This is a genomic window from Brucella lupini, assembly GCF_002252535.1.
GTDB lineage: Bacteria > Pseudomonadota > Alphaproteobacteria > Rhizobiales > Rhizobiaceae > Brucella > Brucella anthropi.
The window spans coordinates 357,188-375,541 of the sequence record NZ_NNRN01000046.1; the positions used below are offsets into that span (position 1 = coordinate 357,188).

The window sequence follows — 18,354 nt, forward strand, 5'->3', positions numbered from 1 at the left end:
AGGCATCCTCACCGGATCGATCAGGCGGTGCGCGACGTACCGCTGTCCTGCCGCATCAGATAGAGCGATGCGCCGATGATCAGGGCCGCTCCCGGCCAGAAGTTGATGCTTGGCGCTGCTGCAAACACGATCCAGCCGAAGATCACGTTGATCGGCAGTCTCAGGTCATCGAACGGTTGCAGATAGACCGCATCCGCTATCGAATAAGCTGCCGTCTGGAAATATTGGGCGAGAGCTGTGAATGCGCCGATGACGATCAATATGGACCAGATTTCGACGTCCGGCGCGGTGATTGCGGACATGCTTAAGCCGGATGCCAGCCAGAGTGCCGCGTTGATGGGCGTGAGCAGTACCAGCATATAGGCCGAAATGCTGGCGGGCTTTTCGAAACGGGTCAGATATTTGGTCATCACCGAATAGCCCGCCCACAACGCTGCGGCCAGAATCGGCAGGAGCGAATAGACCGTATAGGAATCCGACCAGGGTGCGATGATGATCAGCGCGCCAATAAATCCGGTGAATGTGGTCAGCAGCCGTGCCGGCGTGACCTTTTCCTGCAGAAAGAGCCGTGCGCACAGGATGACGAAGAATGGCGATGTCATGGACAGCGCGACCACCTGCCAGATCGGCACATGGGTCAGCGCATAAATCCAGACCTGTACGCCAGCGGCAGCCAGCGCGACGCGCATGACGTGAAGACCGAAATGGCTGGTGCGCAAGGCTCTCGCGCCATCGCGAACGAGCAGGGGCAAGGTCAGCACCAGCGCGATCACATATTGCCAGAAGGCGATGATGACGGAGGGAATACCGGTACGCGTTCCCGCCCATTGGGTGGCGACATTGACGGCGGCATAGGCCGAACAGGCTGCGACCATCAGCGCTGCTCCGCGTATGGTCGGTTTCAAAGTTGGCGAAGAGGCAAGTTGGCTCAACGGTTTCTTCCTTCGGAGCATTTTGCAGCCAAATGGAAACATCTGACGTCGCATAAATGCGGCAAAACAAATGGACAGAGCGTTCCGCTTCAGACGGAACTTGCTCTGGCAAGCCTGTTACCTCAGGGTACGGGAAGAAAGACTGCAGGACGAAGACGGCAAGCCGTCCAGCCGAGCATGATTCCAACCTCGTTCTCTCTCATCCGGACTATGACCGTCGGCTTCGGAATTGCACCGAATCTGCTGACCCTGACACGTCTGCCGTGTCAGGCGCTCGCGGGCTTCGGACACTTGGTCCGTTACCGCCGGTGGGGAGTTTCGCCCCGCCCTGAGAACTGGATATTTCGTTTGCACCGAAGGACATCAGGATGCACTGCGGCGCGGGCTGTAGTTATGTTACGCTTTCCCATAAAGCAAGGTGCAGGCTAGGTTCTGCCTGCCTGTCCGGCAATCACAATTGAGTGCAGGGCAACACAAGGGATGAGCCTTTGATAGCCAAGTCACGGGAAAAGCATGGACGTATCGGAAACTCTCTTTTAGAAACTCGTGTCGGAGTTGATCAGGAGAGGGTCTAATTCCACATGGTTCTGGGAGGAATGATGAGCACCAACGCAGTCCCCACGCAGTTTTCGCATGACCATCCGCTATGGCAACCGGATGCGGGGCGCATCGCCGCCAGTAATCTGGAGCAATTCCGTATTCGCGCAGAACAGCGCACGGGCTTGAGCCTGCCGGATTATGCCGCGCTGCATCGCTGGTCGGTCGAGGATCGCGCCGGATTCTGGCAGCTTGTGTGGGATTTCTGCGAGGTTATCGGCGAGCGTGGCAAACCAGCCCTTATCGATAAAGGCCATATGCGTGACGCAAAATTCTTCCCCGAGGCACGGCTCAATTTCGCTGAAAACCTGCTGCGCCATGAGGGGGGCGAGGAAGCCATCGTCTTTCGCGGTGAGGACAAGATCGAGCGCCGCCTGAGCTGGGATGATCTTCACGCGCTGGTCTCGAAACTCCAGCAATTCATGCTGGCGGAAGGGGTTCAGCCGGGCGACCGCGTGGCGGGCATGATGCCCAATATGCCGGAGGCGGTGGCTTTGATGCTGGCCGCTTCGTCCATCGGTGCCGTCTGGTCGTCCTGCTCGCCGGATTTTGGCATACAGGGCGTGCTCGACCGCTTCGGCCAGATCGAACCAAAGCTTTTCTTCGCCTGCGATGGCTACTGGTACAATGGCAAGCGCATCGAAGTTGCCGACAAGGTTGCTGAGGTGACGGCAAAGCTGCCGGGGCTGAAACGTGCGGTCATTGTCACCTATCTCGGCGAAGCGGAAGCGGTTGCTGACCGCGCTGAAAAGGGAATTGCGCTTGATGTGGCTCTGGAACCGTTCAGGGCCAAAGACGTCGAGTTCACGCGGCTCCCCTTCGATCATCCACTTTGTATCCTGTTTTCGTCCGGCACGACGGGCATTCCGAAATGCATTGTACATCGCGCAGGCGGCGTGCTGTTGCAGCACCTGAAGGAACACCGCCTGCATGCGGATATCCGTGATGGCGACCGTTTCTTCTATTTCACCACTTGCGGATGGATGATGTGGAACTGGCTGGCTTCAGGCATAGCATCGGGCGCCACGCTTCTGCTCTATGACGGTTCGCCCTTCTATCCCGATGGCAATGTGCTGTTCGATTATGCCGCCGCCGAGGGTATGACTTATTTCGGCACTTCGGCGAAATTCATCGACGCGGTGCTGAAAGCCGGTTTGAAGCCCGGCGAGACACATGATCTTTCAGCGCTGCGCACCGTCTCCTCGACCGGCTCGCCGCTATCGCCGGAAGGCTTTGCCTTCGTCTATGAAGCGATCAAGCCGGACGTGCATCTCGCGTCCATTTCCGGCGGTACGGATATCGTGTCCTGCTTCGTACTGGGCGTTCCGACCGAACCGGTCTGGCTGGGCGAAATTCAGGGTGCTGGCCTTGGCATGGCAGTCGATGTCTGGAACGACGATGGCAAGCCGGTGCGCCGCGAAAAAGGTGAGCTGGTCTGTACCAAGGCATTCCCTTGCATGCCGCTGCAATTTTGGAACGATCCCGAAGGCGCGAAATATCAGGTCGCCTATTTCGAGCGCTTCGACAATATCTGGTGCCATGGCGATTTTGCCGAATGGACCGAGCATGACGGCATTGTTATCCATGGTCGTTCGGACGCGACACTCAACCCTGGCGGCGTGCGTATCGGTACGGCAGAAATCTACAATCAGGTCGAGCAGATGCCGGAGATCGCCGAGGCACTCTGCATCGGGCAGGATTGGGATAATGACGTGCGGGTGGTGCTGTTCGTGCGGCTCGCCGAAGGTGTGGCGCTGAACGACGACCTCAAGGCGCGCATCAAGACCAAGATTCGCACCGGCGCCACGCCGCGTCACGTTCCGGCGAAAATCGTTGCTGTCCGGGATATTCCGCGCACCAAGTCGGGAAAGATCGTGGAGCTCGCCGTGCGCGATATCGTGCATGGGCGCGATGTGAAGAATCGCGAGGCGCTGGCAAACCCGGAAGCGCTGGAGCTTTATCGCGACATTGCCGTGCTTCATGAGGATTGATTTGATCACCCTCCAATTGCTTGGAGTTGCCGGGTAACGGGCGCAACAAAATTTCGTTATCCGGTAATAAATAGCCACAGAACGCCACGCAAAGCCATTGCCTAATTGGCCGCCACGGGACACTCTGGCCGGAACATAGCCGTCTTGCAAAAGATGGATACCGGGCAGAACTTGTGGAGGACGAGTATGTTTGCATCGGGCATCAATTTCGGTCTTGGCGAGGAGATCGAAGCCCTTCGCGATACGGTGCGCCGTTTTGCGGAAAGCCGCATTGCGCCGCTGGCCGCTGAAACCGACCGCAACAATGCATTTCCCATGCATCTCTGGCGTGAATTGGGTGAGCTTGGCGTACTCGGCATTACGGCGCCAGAAGAATATGGCGGCGCTGGCATGGGCTATCTCGCCCATTGTATTGCGATGGAAGAAATCAGCCGCGCTTCCGCTTCCATCGGCCTCAGCTATGGCGCGCATTCCAATCTCTGCGTCAACCAGATCAAGCGAAACGGTTCTCCCGAGCAGCGCGCGAAATATCTGCCAAAACTTATTTCCGGCGAGCATGTCGGCGCGCTCGCCATGTCCGAGCCGGGCGCGGGGTCCGATGTCGTTTCGATGAAACTTGCCGCCGAGAAACGCGGCGACCGTTACGTTCTCAACGGCAACAAGATGTGGATCACCAACGGCCCGGATGCCGATGTGCTGGTGGTTTATGCCAAGACCGATCCGGCAGCAGGGCCGCGTGGCATCAGCGCCTTCATCGTTGAAAAAGGTTTCAAGGGGTTCTCGACCGCGCAGAAACTCGACAAGCTCGGTATGCGCGGTTCCAACACCTGCGAACTGGTGTTCGAGGATTGTGAAGTGCCGGTCGAAAACCTGCTGGGCGAAGTCGGCAAGGGCGTCAATGTGCTGATGTCCGGTCTTGACTATGAACGCGTGGTGCTGGCGGGTGGTCCGCTCGGCATCATGGCGGCCTGTCTCGATGTCGTGGTGCCCTATGTCCATGAGCGCAAGCAGTTCGACCAACCGATTGGCGAGTTCCAGTTGATGCAGGGCAAGCTTGCCGACATGTATGTGACCTTCAATGCCTCGCGCGCCTACACCTATGCGGTGGCGGCGGCCTGCGACCGGGGCGAGACGTCGCGCAAGGATGCGGCGGGCTGCATTCTCTATACGGCTGAAAATGCCACGCAGATGGCACTGCAGGCGATCCAGTCTCTCGGCGGCAATGGCTACATCAATGATTATCCGACGGGCCGCCTTTTGCGCGATGCGAAGCTCTATGAGATCGGTGCGGGCACATCGGAAATCCGGCGCATGCTGATCGGACGGGAACTCTTTCAGGAGACCCGTTGATGGCGGTCCTGAAATCGGAAATCTCGACGCGCAGCGCCAGCTTCGTGGCTAACCGCAAGGCCATGCTGGCGGCAATCGACGTGGTGGGCGAAGCCTCGCGGATTGCGATTGATGGCGGTGGTGAGAAAGCGCGCGAACGCCATGTTTCGCGTGGAAAACTGCTTCCTCGCGAGCGCGTGGCGCAATTGCTCGATCCGGGGGCGCCCTTTCTGGAAGTGGGGCTGACGGCAGCCCATGGCATGTATGGCGGCGCGGCTCCTTCGGGCGGGATTATCACCGGCATCGGGCGTGTATCGGGCCGCGACTGCATGATCGTCTGCAACGATGCGACGGTGAAGGGCGGCACCTATTATCCGGTCACAGTGAAGAAGCATCTGCGCGCGCAGGAGATCGCGGGCGAGAACCGTCTGCCCTGCATCTATCTGGTCGATTCCGGCGGGGCCAATCTGCCCAATCAGGATGAGGTGTTCCCGGACCGCGACCATTTCGGGCGCATCTTCTACAATCAGGCGCAGATGTCGGCGGCAGGCATTCCGCAGGTCGCCGTGGTCATGGGGTCGTGCACGGCAGGCGGTGCTTACGTGCCTGCCATGAGCGACGAGACGGTGATCGTGCGCAATCAGGGCACGATCTTTCTGGCCGGTCCGCCGCTGGTGAAGGCTGCAACCGGCGAAGTGGTGACGGCGGAAGATCTCGGCGGTGGTGACGTGCACACAAGGCTTTCCGGCGTGGCCGACCATCTGGCCAATGACGACGCCCATGCATTGCAGATTGCGCGCGCCATTACCGCCAATCTCAACAGTAAGAAGCGTGAGTTTATCCCGCGCGGCGATAGTGCTGCACCGCTTTATGACCCGGAGGAAATTCTGGGCGTCGTTTCCGCCGATACGCGCATTCCCTATGATGTGCGCGAGGTTATCACGCGGCTGGTCGATGGTTCGGATTTCGATGAGTTCAAGGCACGCTACGGCACCACTTTGGTCTGCGGTTTTGCCAGCGTCTATGGCATGCCGGTGGGGATTATCGCCAATAACGGCGTGCTGTTCTCCGAAGCGGCCTTGAAGGGCGCGCATTTCATCGAGCTTTGCTGCCAGCGCAACATTCCACTGGTGTTTTTGCAGAACATCACCGGCTTCATGGTCGGGCGCAAATATGAAGCCGAGGGCATTGCGAAACATGGCGCCAAACTGGTGACGGCGGTGGCGACGGCCAATGTACCCAAGATCACCATGCTGATTGGCGCTTCCTATGGTGCGGGTAACTACGGCATGGCGGGGCGGGCCTATTCGCCGCGCTTCCTGTGGACCTGGCCGAACAGCCGCATTGCGGTGATGGGCGGCGAACAGGCGGCAGGCGTGCTGGCAACCGTCAAGCGCGACGGGATCGAGCGCACCGGCGGCACGTGGTCGGCGGATGAGGAAGCGGAGTTCAAGCGCCCGACGCTCGAAATGTTCGAACGCCAGAGCCATCCGCTTTATGCCTCTGCCCGACTTTGGGATGACGGCATCGTCGATCCGCGCAAGAGCCGCGAAGTGCTTGGCCTGTCGCTTTCCGCCACGCTGAACGCACCCATCGAGCCGACGCGTTTCGGCTTGTTTAGAATGTAAAAGGGCCGTCAGATGTTTAAAAAAATACTGATTGCCAATCGCGGAGAAATTGCCTGCCGGGTCATTCGCACGGCGCGCAAGCTTGGCATTGCCACCGTCGCGATCTATTCCGATGCCGACGCCGAAGCGCTGCATGTGGAGATGGCCGACGAGGCGGTGCGCGTCGGCCCTGCCATTTCTGCGCAAAGCTATCTGAATGCCGGTTCGATCATAGAGGCTGCGAAGGAAACTGGCGCAGAGGCTATCCATCCAGGTTATGGGTTTCTCTCCGAAAATGCCGGTTTCGTGGATGCGGTTGAAGCCGCCGGGCTTGTATTCATCGGCCCATCGGCCAAAGCCATTCGCGCCATGGGGCTGAAGGATGCCGCCAAGGCACTGATGGAAAAGGCAGGTGTACCTGTCGTTCCGGGCTATCACGGCGACAATCAGAATGGAGCCTTCCTCAAAAGCGAAGCGGACCGGATCGGCTATCCTGTGCTCATCAAGGCGCGGGCAGGTGGTGGCGGCAAGGGCATGCGCCGCGTCGATCAGTCGGCGGATTTCGCAGTGGCGCTGGACAGCGCGCGCCGCGAGGCGGAAGCCTCTTTCGGCGATGGCGCCGTGCTGGTCGAAAAATACATGACCAAGCCGCGCCATATCGAGGTGCAGGTCTTTGGCGACAGTCATGGCAATGCGGTGCATCTCTTCGAGCGCGATTGTTCGCTGCAGCGCCGCCACCAGAAGGTTATCGAGGAAGCACCTGCGCCCGGCATGACGCCGCAAATGCGCGCCGCCATGGGCGAGGCCGCGGTGAAGGCCGCATTGGCCATTGGCTATTCCGGCGCGGGCACGGTGGAGTTCATCGCCGATGTTTCTGAAGGGCTGCGGCCGGACCGCTTCTTCTTCATGGAAATGAACACCCGCCTGCAAGTGGAGCATCCGGTGACGGAAGCGATTACCGGCCTCGATCTGGTCGAATGGCAATTGCGCGTAGCTTCCGGCGAAGTCTTGCCGAAACGACAGGATGAACTTTCCATAGATGGCTGGGCTTTCGAGGCGAGGCTTTATGCGGAAGATCCGGCGCGGGATTTTCTGCCTGCAACCGGCAAGCTTGCTCTATTTGCACCGCCTGAGAATGCCCGTGTCGATTCCGGTGTGCGAACCGGCGATACGATCACGCCGTTCTACGATCCGATGATCGCCAAGATCATCGCCCATGGCGCAACGCGCGATGAGGCACTGAACCGACTTGATGCGGCACTAAACAAGACCCGCATTGCAGGCCTCGTCACCAATCGCCAGTTCCTGTCGGCGCTCTGCAATCTTAAAGCTTTCCGTACAGGTGATGTCGATACCGGCCTGATCGCACGCGAGACGGCGACACTGTTTGCCGATAAGCAGCCTTCGGATATCGCATTTGCGCTGGCTGCACTCGGCGCGCTCGATCTTCTGGATGCGCCAGCAAAGGATGATCCATGGTCGAGCCTGCGCGGGTTCCGGCTTTGGGGTGAGGCATCGCGCTCGGCCCTTATCGATCATCATGGCGAGCGCCACACGGTCAGCTTCACGACCATGGGTGACAGGCATTTCGGCTTTGCTTTCGGCACTATCGAAATCCGTTTCCATGAAAACGGGCTGGTTCGCTTTGCTGTTGATGGCTGCGTGTCGGAGGCGTCCGTCGTGCGCATCGGACACGATGTGACGGTGCAACTCGAAGGTCGCGACACCATATTTCATCATGTGCAGTCTGTTGGCGCGGAAGAGGATGCTTCGAGCGAAAGCCGCATCCTGTCACCGATGCCGGGACTGGTACGACTGGTTTCCGTCGTGGAGGGGGCGAGCGTCGCCAAGGGCGATCCGCTGGTAACGATGGAAGCGATGAAGATGGAACTGTCACTGACCGCGCCGCGCGACGGCAAGGTTGCGTCCGTAACTGTTGTAGCGGGCGATCAGGTCAATGAAGGCATCCTTCTTGTAGAACTGGAGGAAGAACATGGCTGAACACGTAGAAATCGTTGAAATGGCTGCGCGTGATGGCCTGCAAAATGAAAAGCGGTTTGTGCCGACAGCGGACAAGATCGCGCTGATCGACCGCCTGTCCGATTGCGGCTATGCCCGCATCGAGGCAACGAGTTTCGTTAGCCCGAAATGGGTGCCGCAACTGGCGGATGCCGCAGAGGTTATGGCCGGGATTCGCCGTGCTGATGGCGTGCGCTATTCGGTGCTGGTGCCCAACATGAAGGGCTATGAAGCTGCCGCCGCTGCAAATGTTGACGAGATTGCGGTTTTCATTTCCGCCTCGGAAGGCTTTTCGAAAGCCAATATCAATTGCACGATCGCTGAAAGCATCGAGCGGCTGTCGCCGGTCATCGGTGCTGCGATCAATGATGGTCTGGCCATTCGCGGCTATGTGAGCTGCGTCGTGGAATGCCCTTATGACGGGCCGGTGGCCCCGCAAGCGGTTGCCGATGTGACCGAACAGCTCTTCTCGCTCGGCTGTCACGAAGTAAGCCTCGGCGATACGATCGGGCGTGGCACGCCGGACAAGATTGCAGCCATGCTGGATGCCGTTCTGGCCATTGCGCCTGCGCACAGCCTTGCCGGCCACTATCACGACACGGGCGGGCGGGCCCTCGACAATATCCGCGTCAGTCTGGAGAAGGGCTTGCGCGTGTTCGATGCTTCGGTTGGTGGGCTCGGCGGCTGTCCTTTCGCGCCGGGCGCCAAGGGCAATGTCGATACGGTTTCCGTCGTCGAAATGCTGCATGGATTGGGTTTTGAAACCGGCCTCAATCTGGACAAGCTAAAGTCGGCGGCCTTGTTCGCGCAGGCGCTGCGTCAGGACAAAGCCGCATGAAGGCGTTTGACACCATCCAGATTGCGATAGACCAACGCGGCGTTGCGACACTGACGCTCAACCGTCCAGAGCAGCATAATGCGCTATCCGGTCGGATGATCGATGAGCTTCTGACGGCGACGCTGCATCTGGCGGATGATGACGCCGTGCGCCTCGTGGTCCTGACCGGCAATGGCACCAGTTTTTGTGCAGGCGGTGATCTGGGATGGATGCAGGAGCAGGTGAAAGCCACACGCGCGCAGCGCATTGAAGAAGCGCGCAAGCTCGCCCTCATGCTGAAAGCATTGCGCGATTTGCCAAAACCGCTGATCGGGCGCATCAACGGGCAGGCCTATGGCGGCGGCGTCGGCCTCATCAGCGTCTGCGATGCTGCGATCAGCGTTTCCGGCGCGCGCTTCGGGCTGACGGAGACGAAGCTCGGCCTGATACCGGCCACCATCAGCCCTTATGTGGTAGCGCGCATCGGTCAGGCGAATGCGCTGCGCACATTCACTTCGGCGCGACTGTTCGATGCCGAGGAAGCACGGCGGATCGGGCTGGTGCATGACGTGGTCGAGGCGGAACGTCTCGATGCGGCGGTGGAGGCGGAGATCAAACCCTATTTTGCCACCGCGCCTGCAGCGGTTGCCGCCTCCAAGAGGCTGGTTCATGCGCTGGGCGCGCCGATAGACGAGGCCGTCATCGAAATGACGCTGACCCGTCTTGCCGATACATGGGAAACGCCAGAGGCCGCGGAGGGAATCGCGGCCTTTTTTGCGAAGAAATCACCATCATGGAAGGGAGGGAACTGAACATTTGGGAAGAGCCGATTTTCGTTGTAGTTGCGGGCACTTGGCCCCTTGCAATCGGAAGCCGGAAATGCATTCTTATTACATCATGAAAGCTCGCTCCCGTTCCGGAGCATGATTCCGAAAGGGCAGATGCAATTTCGGATAATATTATGGCTCTGACCTCTTCGAGGCGGCGGTGCGGCGTGCTTTTGGATTGACCCTTTGAGATCATGTGATGAACAAAAGGGAGGGCCCGGCAATTCGGCAGCGCAGATGCGCTGAGATTTGACCGGCAAGGGTTGTCTCGGGGCCGTCGGAGGACGCTGCCCTACAAAGGAGAAAAAGAATGAACCTGAAACTTCTGTCCAGCGTGGCTTTCGCAGCTACACTCGGCTTTGCCAGCGCCGCTTATGCAGACATCACCATCGGCGTCGTTGCACCGCTGACGGGCCCTGTCGCTGCTTTCGGTGACCAGGTGAAGAAGGGCGCGGAAACCGCCGTTGAAGTCATCAACAAGGCTGGCGGCATCAAGGGCGAGAAAGTCGTTCTGAAGTTTGCCGACGATGCCGGTGAACCGAAGCAGGGCGTTTCCGCCGCCAACCAGATCGTTGGCGACGGCATCAAGTTCGTCGTCGGCCCGGTCACGACCGGCGTCGCCATCCCTGTTTCCGACGTCTTCTCGGAAAACGGTGTGCTGATGGTCACCCCGACCGCCACCGGCCCGGATCTGACCGCGCGCAATCTGGAAAACGTGTTCCGCACCTGCGGCCGCGATGACCAGCAGGCTGAAGTCATGGCCGATTATGTCCTGAAGAACTTCAAGGACAAGAAGGTCGCCGTGATCCATGACAAGGGTGCCTATGGCAAGGGTCTGGCCGACGCTTTCAAGGCGGCGATCAACAAGGGCGGCATCACGGAAGTCCATTACGATTCGGTCACGCCGGGCGACAAGGATTTCAGCGCGCTCGTCACCAAGCTCAAGTCTGCTGGCACTGACGTCGTCTATTTCGGCGGCTACCATGCCGAAGGCGGCCTCCTGTCGCGTCAGCTGCATGACGCTGGCATGCAGGCACTGGTGCTCGGCGGCGAAGGCCTGTCCAACACCGAATATTGGGCAATCGGTGGCACCAATGCACAGGGCACGCTCTTCACCAACGCCAAGGACGCCACCAAGAACCCGGCTTCCAAGGATGCTATCGAAGCGCTCAAGGCCAAGGGTATCCCGGCTGAAGCCTTCACCATGAACGCCTATGCCGCTGTGGAAGTCATCAAGGCCGGCATCGAACGCGCCGATTCGACCGATGATTCTGCTGCCGTCGCCAAGGCTCTGCATGATGGCAAGCCTATCGAAACCGCTATTGGCACGCTGACCTATGGCGCAAACGGCGACCTTAGCTCGCCAAGCTTCGACATCTTCAAGTGGGATGACGGCAAGATCGTCGGCCTCGAATAAGATTGTCGTGGTTAGAATAAAGAACGCCGGGGTTATCCCCGGCGTTTTGCATTTGTGGAGCTGAAAACCGTCAGGAACCGGTATAGCCGAGTTCCGCCTCGATGGCTTCGAAGGTCTTTTCCATCGCGTAGGTCGGGCTGAGCGGAAAACCGAAATGTCCGTAGGCGATGGACATCTGCCGCTCGGCCTTGCCTTCGCTACCCTTCGCGACGGCTGCCACATAGAGCGCTGCAGCGAGACCGGTGCGGTCGGCGCCGGATTTGCAATGGATGAGCACCGGCTTTTCCGCATTCTGCATCAGGGCGATTAGCTGTCTGGTCTGTGCCGGGGACAGCTCCCGCCTTGACGACATTTCGAAATCGGCATGCTTGATGCCGAGCGTTTTCGCTGTTGCGATCTCTTCATCATACCATTTCGAGCCCGGCTCCGGGCCGCGCAGATTGATGATGGTTTTGATGCCATAAAGCTTCTGCAGGGATGCGATGCGCGCAGGATCAGGCTGGTTCGAGCGATAGGCCTGTCCGTCGATGATGGTGTGGACGTTGCCCTTATATTGCAGCGTGTACAGATAACCGCCCATGACGCTTGAGCCGACGAGCAGTCCCAGCCCGGCCATCCGGGCGTAAGTAAAGGACCAATCGACGTATTTCCGAAAGAACGACATAGGGGCCTCATCCGAACGAAAGCAAATAATAAAATATAGCGAGTTGAAAATTTCTTCTTGGTTTTCGCGGGAAATATACTAGGATTTGGACTTAATCTTGTCCGAAAAACAAGGTTTTCAATTTTCTGTTTAAGTTATTTTTGAAATGCATTCCGCAGGTTCTTGCGGAAAATTTTTGGAGCAAGCGTGTGCGTCAGTTTGTGGTGTCAGTAAATCGCGTTGGTTTTTCGTGGCTTAAGCTTCGGTTAACCATGACTGTTTAATCTATGACCATGTGCTGGGGCAGATAGCGGAGCAGGTTTATGCAGCGCTACAGATTTGACGATAAGAGAATTCTGATCGAGGCGATTGTTGAGTTGCTCAACAGGGGCGTAGAGCCCGACGAACTCGATCTTGTACTGAGCCGGATCGGTCCGGTCGATCTCGACTTGATGCGGCAATGCCTGATCGAGGTGTGGAATTACAACCACCCCGATGTGGCGGAAACGCCGATGGCGGCCTGACGACAGGTTCTGCAGCCCTTTGGGCGCAAAGCTTCAGACGTCGGAAACGGATATTACAAGCGTCGATCTGCGGAAGCGGGATGAACGCTGACTACATGGGGCGTGATCAGGCGCCCACGCAAGAATACGGCAGTTTCAGGCAACGGTTTGTGGGTCGAAACTGTCGGGGCAGGGCCGGGTTGAACCGGTTTTGGAGCAATCTGGCTACTGCCCGCAATGTCATATTCCTGAAACGCAGACGGGTTATATCCATATGCGTATCGGGAATTCACTTGGGATCGTGACCACGGATGTACTGGCGCAACTCAGGTGAAAGCGGAAGGTCGGGTTCAACCCGGCCTTTTTCGTTTTTGGCGTATTTTCCGGAAAGAATGACGTGTCCGTGCCGGGAACCGGTCCACGGGATTGGTTTCTTATCTCGCTTCGATGCGTTGAATAATGCGACGAAACAAATACTTGCAGCGGTTCAGCGACTCCGTTTTTAACTGGAACCGCTCTGGAGTACTGCCGTCAGGCGAGTTCCAGTCGAGGCCGCATGGAATTGCGAAATGGCTTTCGGTGCGGTTCCGTTTCAGCGACGCCTGACAGGAAGCATTTTCCCCGCTCGATAAATACCGTATGAAAGAGGTTGCCTGCTGCCATTTCTGGGAGGCTGCGCGATCTCATTTTCAATCACGGAAACCGTTCATGATACGCCATATCGTTCTCATCAAATTCAGGTCCGAACTCGGAGCCGCGCAGATCGAAGAGAAGCTTCAAGCCGTTGTGGCCCTCAAGGGCATGATCGGTGGCATCCTGTCCATTACGGCTGGCGAAAACAACAGTCCGGAAAATCTCGAAAAGGGTTTCCGGCACGGTTTTGTCGTCGATTTCACGGATAGCGCGGCGCGGAACGCCTATCTTCCGCATCCCGAACACACAAAGGTTGGCAAAAGCCTCGTCGAAGCTGCTGAAGGTGGCATCGAGGGCATATTGGTTTTCGACTACGCGTTCTAGAGAACCAGTCCACCAACCCCCATGCGGGAAAGATCGTCAGCGGAAAGTGTGATTCCCGCCATCAGGCGATCCAGCACCCAGTCGAGGCTGTTTTCGCGGGCGCTGCGGGCCGATCCGGGGGCGGCGACAATATATTTGCCGTCATGCCGGCCCAGGACCAGCAGATTGCCCGGATCGACCGGCATGCCGATGCGCAGGATTTCACCGCCTGACATGCGGATCGACTGCGGTACGATATCCGCTTCGTCGGCAACCGCCGATGCGCTGAAAATCACGATAATATCGCAGGCCCGGCTCACTTCCGCGATTGCCGCCGCCAGCGCAACCTGATCGTGCGCGACGCGCTTTTCGCAAACAAGCGTCCCGCCATTTCGAGTAGTCCGCTTTCCCATCAGTTCGCGGGTCTTCTCAAGAACCGTTTCGCGTATCGAGGGAAGGCGCGACTGGATCAGCCCGATCCGCGCGCCGTTGAAGGGATGGACGCGCAGCGCAGGCCGTGCATCGAGGCCGATGTCCCGCAAAAGGGTCCCCGGTACAGCAAAAGGAATGATCTTGACTGTGGCGACCATCTGTCCGGCTTCCACCCGCACATGATTGCGCAGCGTCGCGATGGAAATGCGCGCATCATGCGCATTGACCGCATCAATACGGTCGGCATCTACCAAAAATACGCCATTCTTCCGGGCGTGCAGGTTGACCCGTCCAGTTGTGGGGCTGCCGATCTCCACTTCGCCGGAAATAAGCATACGCCCGATGGCGAGTGCGGCCTCATCCTCGCCGATATCGCCCTTTTCCAGGCGCGCAGCCAGAACCGAGCTGATACCTGCTTCCCGCAACAGGGCAAGATTGAGGGCATCGAGAACTGTGCCTTTGCGTAAAGTGAGCGCACCTGCCGTCATAGCATAGCCGAGAATTGCACCTTCGGCTTCATCAAGCGGCATTTCGGCAAATATCATTTCTATCCCCAATTCCCTCGCACATTTTCAATAAGCATACACAGCGCGGAAGATAAACCGTCTCTGCGCCCCGGGGTTATTTTGCCGAAGATCGTGCCGCCACAAAACGTCGGACATGGATCGGAGCGGCTGTCCGAAAACCGTTTAACACTTTCCGGGATGCGCGCAATTCGCGTCAAATTCGGTAAATTCCCATCACGATCCCGTTTATTCATGGGGTAGATGGCGGTTTTCATCTTGCAAACCCTTTCCTTTGGGCCTATTCGCTCCGCCGCACCTGACAACTGGCGACCCATTCAGACCGCCGGTCAGGACATCGATCCCTTGAGAGGGCCGATGGATTTATTGCATTTATGCATTGCCCAAAACATGGCCCGCATCAGCGATCTGGCCGGATTGTTCAGACAAAATGCCCGCTTTTGGGCGCGACATTACGATCCAGCACAATTTTCGTCAGGCACGTGACAAACGGGATTATTCGTTATAACGGTATTTTTGGAAATTTCAGAATTTACCGAAAACTAGGAAATGACGCATGCGCCGGAGATGACACTCCGCGCGCAGGATGGAAAGACAAATGAAACACGGCACCCCCCGGACGATCGTTTCGTTCGCCGTCTTGGCCCTCACGGCGTTTCTCGCAGGCTGCGAGAACCAGGTCCTGCTTTCCCCGAAAGGGGAAATCGGCATGGCAGAACGCGATCTCATGCTTTTTGCGACCGGCATCATGCTGCTCGTCGTGCTTCCCGTCATCTTCATGACGCTTTACTTCGCATGGAAGTACCGCGCCTCGAATGAGAAGGCGGATTACCAGCCCGACTGGCACCACTCGACCAAGATCGAGCTTGCCGTCTGGCTCATCCCGTTGGCGATCATCGTCGTTCTGGGCTCCGTGACCTGGGTCGCCACCCACAAGCTCGATCCGTATCGCCCGCTGGAATCGAATGCAAAGCCGATCAATGTCGAAGTTGTTGCGCTCGACTGGAAATGGCTTTTCATCTATCCGGACCAGGGCATCGCCACCGTCAATGAAATGGCAATGCCGGTCGATGTGCCGGTCAACTTCAAGTTGACCTCCAGCAACATCATGAATTCCTTCTTCATCCCGCAGCTCGGCAGCCAGGTCTACACCATGCCGAGCATGCAGACGAAGCTGCATCTGATTGCCAATCATGCTGGCGAGTTCGACGGTATCTCCGCCAACTATAGCGGTCAGGGTTTTGCCCAGATGCGCTTCAAGGCGCATGCCTACAATCAGGCCGACTTCGACAAGTGGGTTGCCGATGTGAAGGCCAAGGCGAATGGCGAAGAGCTGAGCCGCGACCGTTACGCCTCGCTGGTTCAGCCGAGCGAGAAGGTTCCGCCGCAGTTCTTCACCTATAATGACCAGGCGCTGTTCCACAACATCGTGAACCGCTGCTGGGACGGCAAGTCCGTCTGCCTCGACGATGAAATGCATCGTCAACAGATGATCCGCGAAGCGCGCGCCAATCTGCGCAAGTCTTCGCCTGTCGATTTCAGCCAGTGGGCGAGCGACATCATCTGCGCAGTCCAGCCGCAGCGCCTCTCGCAGCTCGAAAACTGATGTGCCGATAGGTCCGTGATCTCGCAGGAGGTCACGGCCATCCGCATTCAATCCTTTGTTTCACGCGGTTCCGGAAAGATGGCCGTCTTGCGCCGTCCCGGAATTGCTAAAATCGAAGCGTGATAAAAAATGTTCGGAAAACTTACGCTCGAAGCGATACCCTATCACGAGCCAATCATCATGGTCACTTTGGCCGCGGTGGCTGGCGGGGCGCTCGCTATTCTTGCAGCCATTACCTACTACCGCAAATGGGCTCCGCTCTGGAACGACTGGCTGACGTCCGTCGACCACAAGCGCATTGGCGTGATGTACATCATTCTGGCACTCGTGATGCTGTTCCGCGGCTTCTCGGATGCGGTCATGATGCGTGCCCAGCAGGCAATCGCCTCCGGCGCCAATGAAGGCTTCCTGCCGCCGCACCACTACGACCAGATCTTCACCGCCCATGGCGTGATCATGATCTTCTTCGTGGCGATGCCCTTCATCGTCGGCCTGATGAATTTCGCAGTGCCGCTTCAGATCGGCGCGCGCGACGTGGCTTTCCCGTACCTCAACTCGCTCAGCTTCTGGCTGACGGTTGCCGGTGCGATCCTCATCAACATCTCGCTCGGTGTCGGCGAATTCGCCAAGACTGGCTGGCTGGCCTATCCACCGCTTTCCGGCAAGGAATTCAGCCCGGATGTCGGGGTGGATTATTATATCTGGGCCTTGCAGATTTCCGGTATGGGTACGCTGCTTTCGGGCGTGAACCTCATCACCACCATCATCAAGATGCGCGCGCCCGGCATGGGCATGATGCAGGTTCCGGTCTTCACCTGGACCGCGCTCTGCTCGAACGTGCTGATCGTCGCAGCCTTCCCGATCCTCACCGTCACGCTGGCCCTGCTTTCGCTGGACCGCTATCTGGATTTCCACTTCTTCACCAATGATGCCGGTGGCAATCCGATGATGTATGTGAACCTCATCTGGATCTGGGGTCACCCGGAAGTCTACATTCTGGTTCTGCCGTGCTTCGGCATCTTCTCGGAAATCGTGGCAACCTTCTCCGGCAAGCGCCTGTTCGGCTACAAGTCGATGGTTTACGCCACTGTGGCCATCACGGTTCTGTCGTTCCTGGTCTGGGTCCACCACTTCTTCACCATGGGTGGCGGTGCCAACGTCAACGCCTTCTTCGGCGTGGCAACCATGATCATTTCGATCCCGACAGGGGCGAAGGTCTTCAACTGGCTCTTCACCATGTATAAGGGCCGCGTTCGCATGGAAACGCCGGTCATGTGGACCATCGGCTTCATGTGCACCTTCGTTATCGGCGGCATGACGGGCGTTCTGCTCGCAGTTCCGCCTGCGGATTTCGTGCTGCACAACTCGGTGTTCCTGATCGCCCACTTCCACAATGTGATCATCTCGGGCGTGCTGTTCGGCTGCTTTGCCGGTCTCGTCTACTGGTGGCCGAAGGCTTTCGGCTTCAAGCTGAACGAACGTCTGGGCAAGAACGCATTCTGGTGCTGGCTCGTCGGCTTCATCCTGGCCTTCATGCCGCTCTACGTGCTCGGCCTGATGGGCATGACCCGTCGTCTGAACCACACCGAAAACCCGGCATGGCACATCTACCTCATCATTGCCGCCATCGGCGTTGCGATCATCCTTTGCGGTATCGTGTTCCAGGTTCTGCAGATCGCGGTTTCGATCCGCGACCGCGAAAAGCTGCGCGACAACAATGGCGACAGCTGGGGTACGGGCCGTACGCTGGAATGGTCGCTGGCTTCGCCGCCTGCCTTCTACAACTTCGCCGAAGTTCCGCATGTGCGCGATCATGACGGCTGGTGGGACATGAAGCAGAACGGCTATGTGCGCCGCACCGAAAAGTTCGCGCGCATCCACATGCCGAAGAACACCGGCACCGGCTTCATCATCGGCATTCTGAACATTCCGCTCGGCTTTGCCCTGGTGTGGCACATCTGGTGGCTGGCAATCGCCTCCGCCGTCGCTGTGCTGGCCGTTGCCATCGCTCACTCCTTCAATAATGACAGAGACTTTTACGTCTCGGCCGAAGAGGTGCAGGAAGTCGAAGACCTCCGTACCCGGCAACTGACTGCTCAGGAGGCCTGATTCCG

General features: G+C 58.2%; 15 protein-coding genes and 1 riboswitch. Of the genes, 12 read left to right on the plus strand and 3 right to left on the minus strand.

The genetic code is table 11. The features are described from left to right. Positions 1 to 20: 20 nt before the first annotated feature. A complete protein-coding gene (locus CES86_RS13255; protein ID WP_255411957.1) occupies positions 21 to 932 on the minus strand; it encodes a DMT family transporter in 912 nt (303 codons plus the stop codon). Positions 933 to 1,119: 187 nt separating this feature from the next. Next, positions 1,120 to 1,272: riboswitch (FMN riboswitch) on the minus strand. A gap of 259 nt (positions 1,273 to 1,531) precedes the next feature. On the opposite strand from CES86_RS13255, the gene CES86_RS13260 reads away from it, so the two are divergent. The 7 genes from CES86_RS13260 (at position 1,532) to CES86_RS13295 (ending at position 11,536) form a co-directional block, all read left to right on the plus strand. Next, entirely contained in the window at positions 1,532 to 3,520 is a 1,989-nt protein-coding gene (locus tag CES86_RS13260; RefSeq protein WP_094514593.1) for an acetoacetate--CoA ligase, read from the plus strand. A gap of 186 nt (positions 3,521 to 3,706) precedes the next feature. Continuing rightward, complete coding sequence (locus tag CES86_RS13265) at positions 3,707 to 4,870, plus strand: isovaleryl-CoA dehydrogenase (RefSeq protein WP_094514595.1); 1,164 nt, start codon at positions 3,707 to 3,709, stop codon at positions 4,868 to 4,870. Beyond that, entirely contained in the window at positions 4,870 to 6,477 is a 1,608-nt protein-coding gene (locus CES86_RS13270; protein WP_094514596.1) for a carboxyl transferase domain-containing protein, read from the plus strand. The genes CES86_RS13265 and CES86_RS13270 overlap by 1 nt, the downstream gene beginning before the upstream one ends. A 12-nt stretch (positions 6,478 to 6,489) precedes the next feature. Further along, a complete protein-coding gene (locus CES86_RS13275) occupies positions 6,490 to 8,457 on the plus strand; it encodes an acetyl/propionyl/methylcrotonyl-CoA carboxylase subunit alpha (RefSeq protein ID WP_094514597.1) in 1,968 nt (655 codons plus the stop codon). Further along, entirely contained in the window at positions 8,450 to 9,313 is an 864-nt protein-coding gene (locus CES86_RS13280; RefSeq protein WP_011982277.1) for a hydroxymethylglutaryl-CoA lyase, read from the plus strand. Before CES86_RS13275 ends, CES86_RS13280 begins: the two co-directional genes overlap by 8 nt. Further along, positions 9,310 to 10,104: a crotonase/enoyl-CoA hydratase family protein gene (locus tag CES86_RS13285; RefSeq protein ID WP_011982278.1), complete on the plus strand. Its 795-nt coding sequence runs from the start codon at positions 9,310 to 9,312 to the stop codon at positions 10,102 to 10,104. Before CES86_RS13280 ends, CES86_RS13285 begins: the two co-directional genes overlap by 4 nt. A gap of 325 nt (positions 10,105 to 10,429) precedes the next feature. Beyond that, positions 10,430 to 11,536 carry a branched-chain amino acid ABC transporter substrate-binding protein gene (locus tag CES86_RS13295; protein ID WP_010657848.1) on the plus strand — a complete coding sequence of 369 codons (1,107 nt, stop codon included), beginning with the start codon at positions 10,430 to 10,432 and terminating at the stop codon, positions 11,534 to 11,536. 70 nt (positions 11,537 to 11,606) lie between these two features. On the opposite strand, the gene CES86_RS13300 is transcribed toward CES86_RS13295, so the two are convergent. Beyond that, positions 11,607 to 12,200, minus strand: coding sequence for a tyrosine-protein phosphatase (locus CES86_RS13300; RefSeq protein ID WP_011982279.1), 594 nt, complete (start codon positions 12,198 to 12,200; stop codon positions 11,607 to 11,609). A 302-nt stretch (positions 12,201 to 12,502) separates the two neighbouring features. Here CES86_RS13300 and CES86_RS13305 point away from each other — a divergent pair, with 302 nt between their 5' ends. Continuing rightward, complete coding sequence (locus tag CES86_RS13305) at positions 12,503 to 12,703, plus strand: hypothetical protein (RefSeq protein WP_010657850.1); 201 nt, start codon at positions 12,503 to 12,505, stop codon at positions 12,701 to 12,703. Positions 12,704 to 13,390: 687 nt separating this feature from the next. After that, a complete protein-coding gene (locus CES86_RS13310; protein ID WP_094514599.1) occupies positions 13,391 to 13,699 on the plus strand; it encodes a Dabb family protein in 309 nt (102 codons plus the stop codon). Here CES86_RS13310 and CES86_RS13315 read toward each other — a convergent pair. Continuing rightward, a complete protein-coding gene (locus CES86_RS13315; protein ID WP_094514600.1) occupies positions 13,696 to 14,655 on the minus strand; it encodes a molybdopterin-binding protein in 960 nt (319 codons plus the stop codon). The two genes, CES86_RS13310 and CES86_RS13315, sit on opposite strands and share 4 nt — an antisense overlap. 222 nt (positions 14,656 to 14,877) lie before the next feature. Here CES86_RS13315 and CES86_RS27515 point away from each other — a divergent pair, with 222 nt between their 5' ends. The 3 genes from CES86_RS27515 to cyoB all read left to right on the plus strand — a co-directional run bounded on the left by CES86_RS27515 (position 14,878) and on the right by cyoB (position 18,349). Then, a complete protein-coding gene (locus tag CES86_RS27515; protein WP_011982282.1) occupies positions 14,878 to 15,120 on the plus strand; it encodes a hypothetical protein in 243 nt (80 codons plus the stop codon). A gap of 112 nt (positions 15,121 to 15,232) precedes the next feature. Further along, on the plus strand, positions 15,233 to 16,240 hold the full coding sequence (cyoA, locus tag CES86_RS13320) for a ubiquinol oxidase subunit II (protein ID WP_010657853.1): 1,008 nt from the start codon (positions 15,233 to 15,235) through the stop codon (positions 16,238 to 16,240). Positions 16,241 to 16,369: 129 nt separating this feature from the next. Further along, on the plus strand, positions 16,370 to 18,349 hold the full coding sequence (gene cyoB, locus CES86_RS13325; protein ID WP_011982284.1) for a cytochrome o ubiquinol oxidase subunit I: 1,980 nt from the start codon (positions 16,370 to 16,372) through the stop codon (positions 18,347 to 18,349). Positions 18,350 to 18,354: the final 5 nt, after the last annotated feature.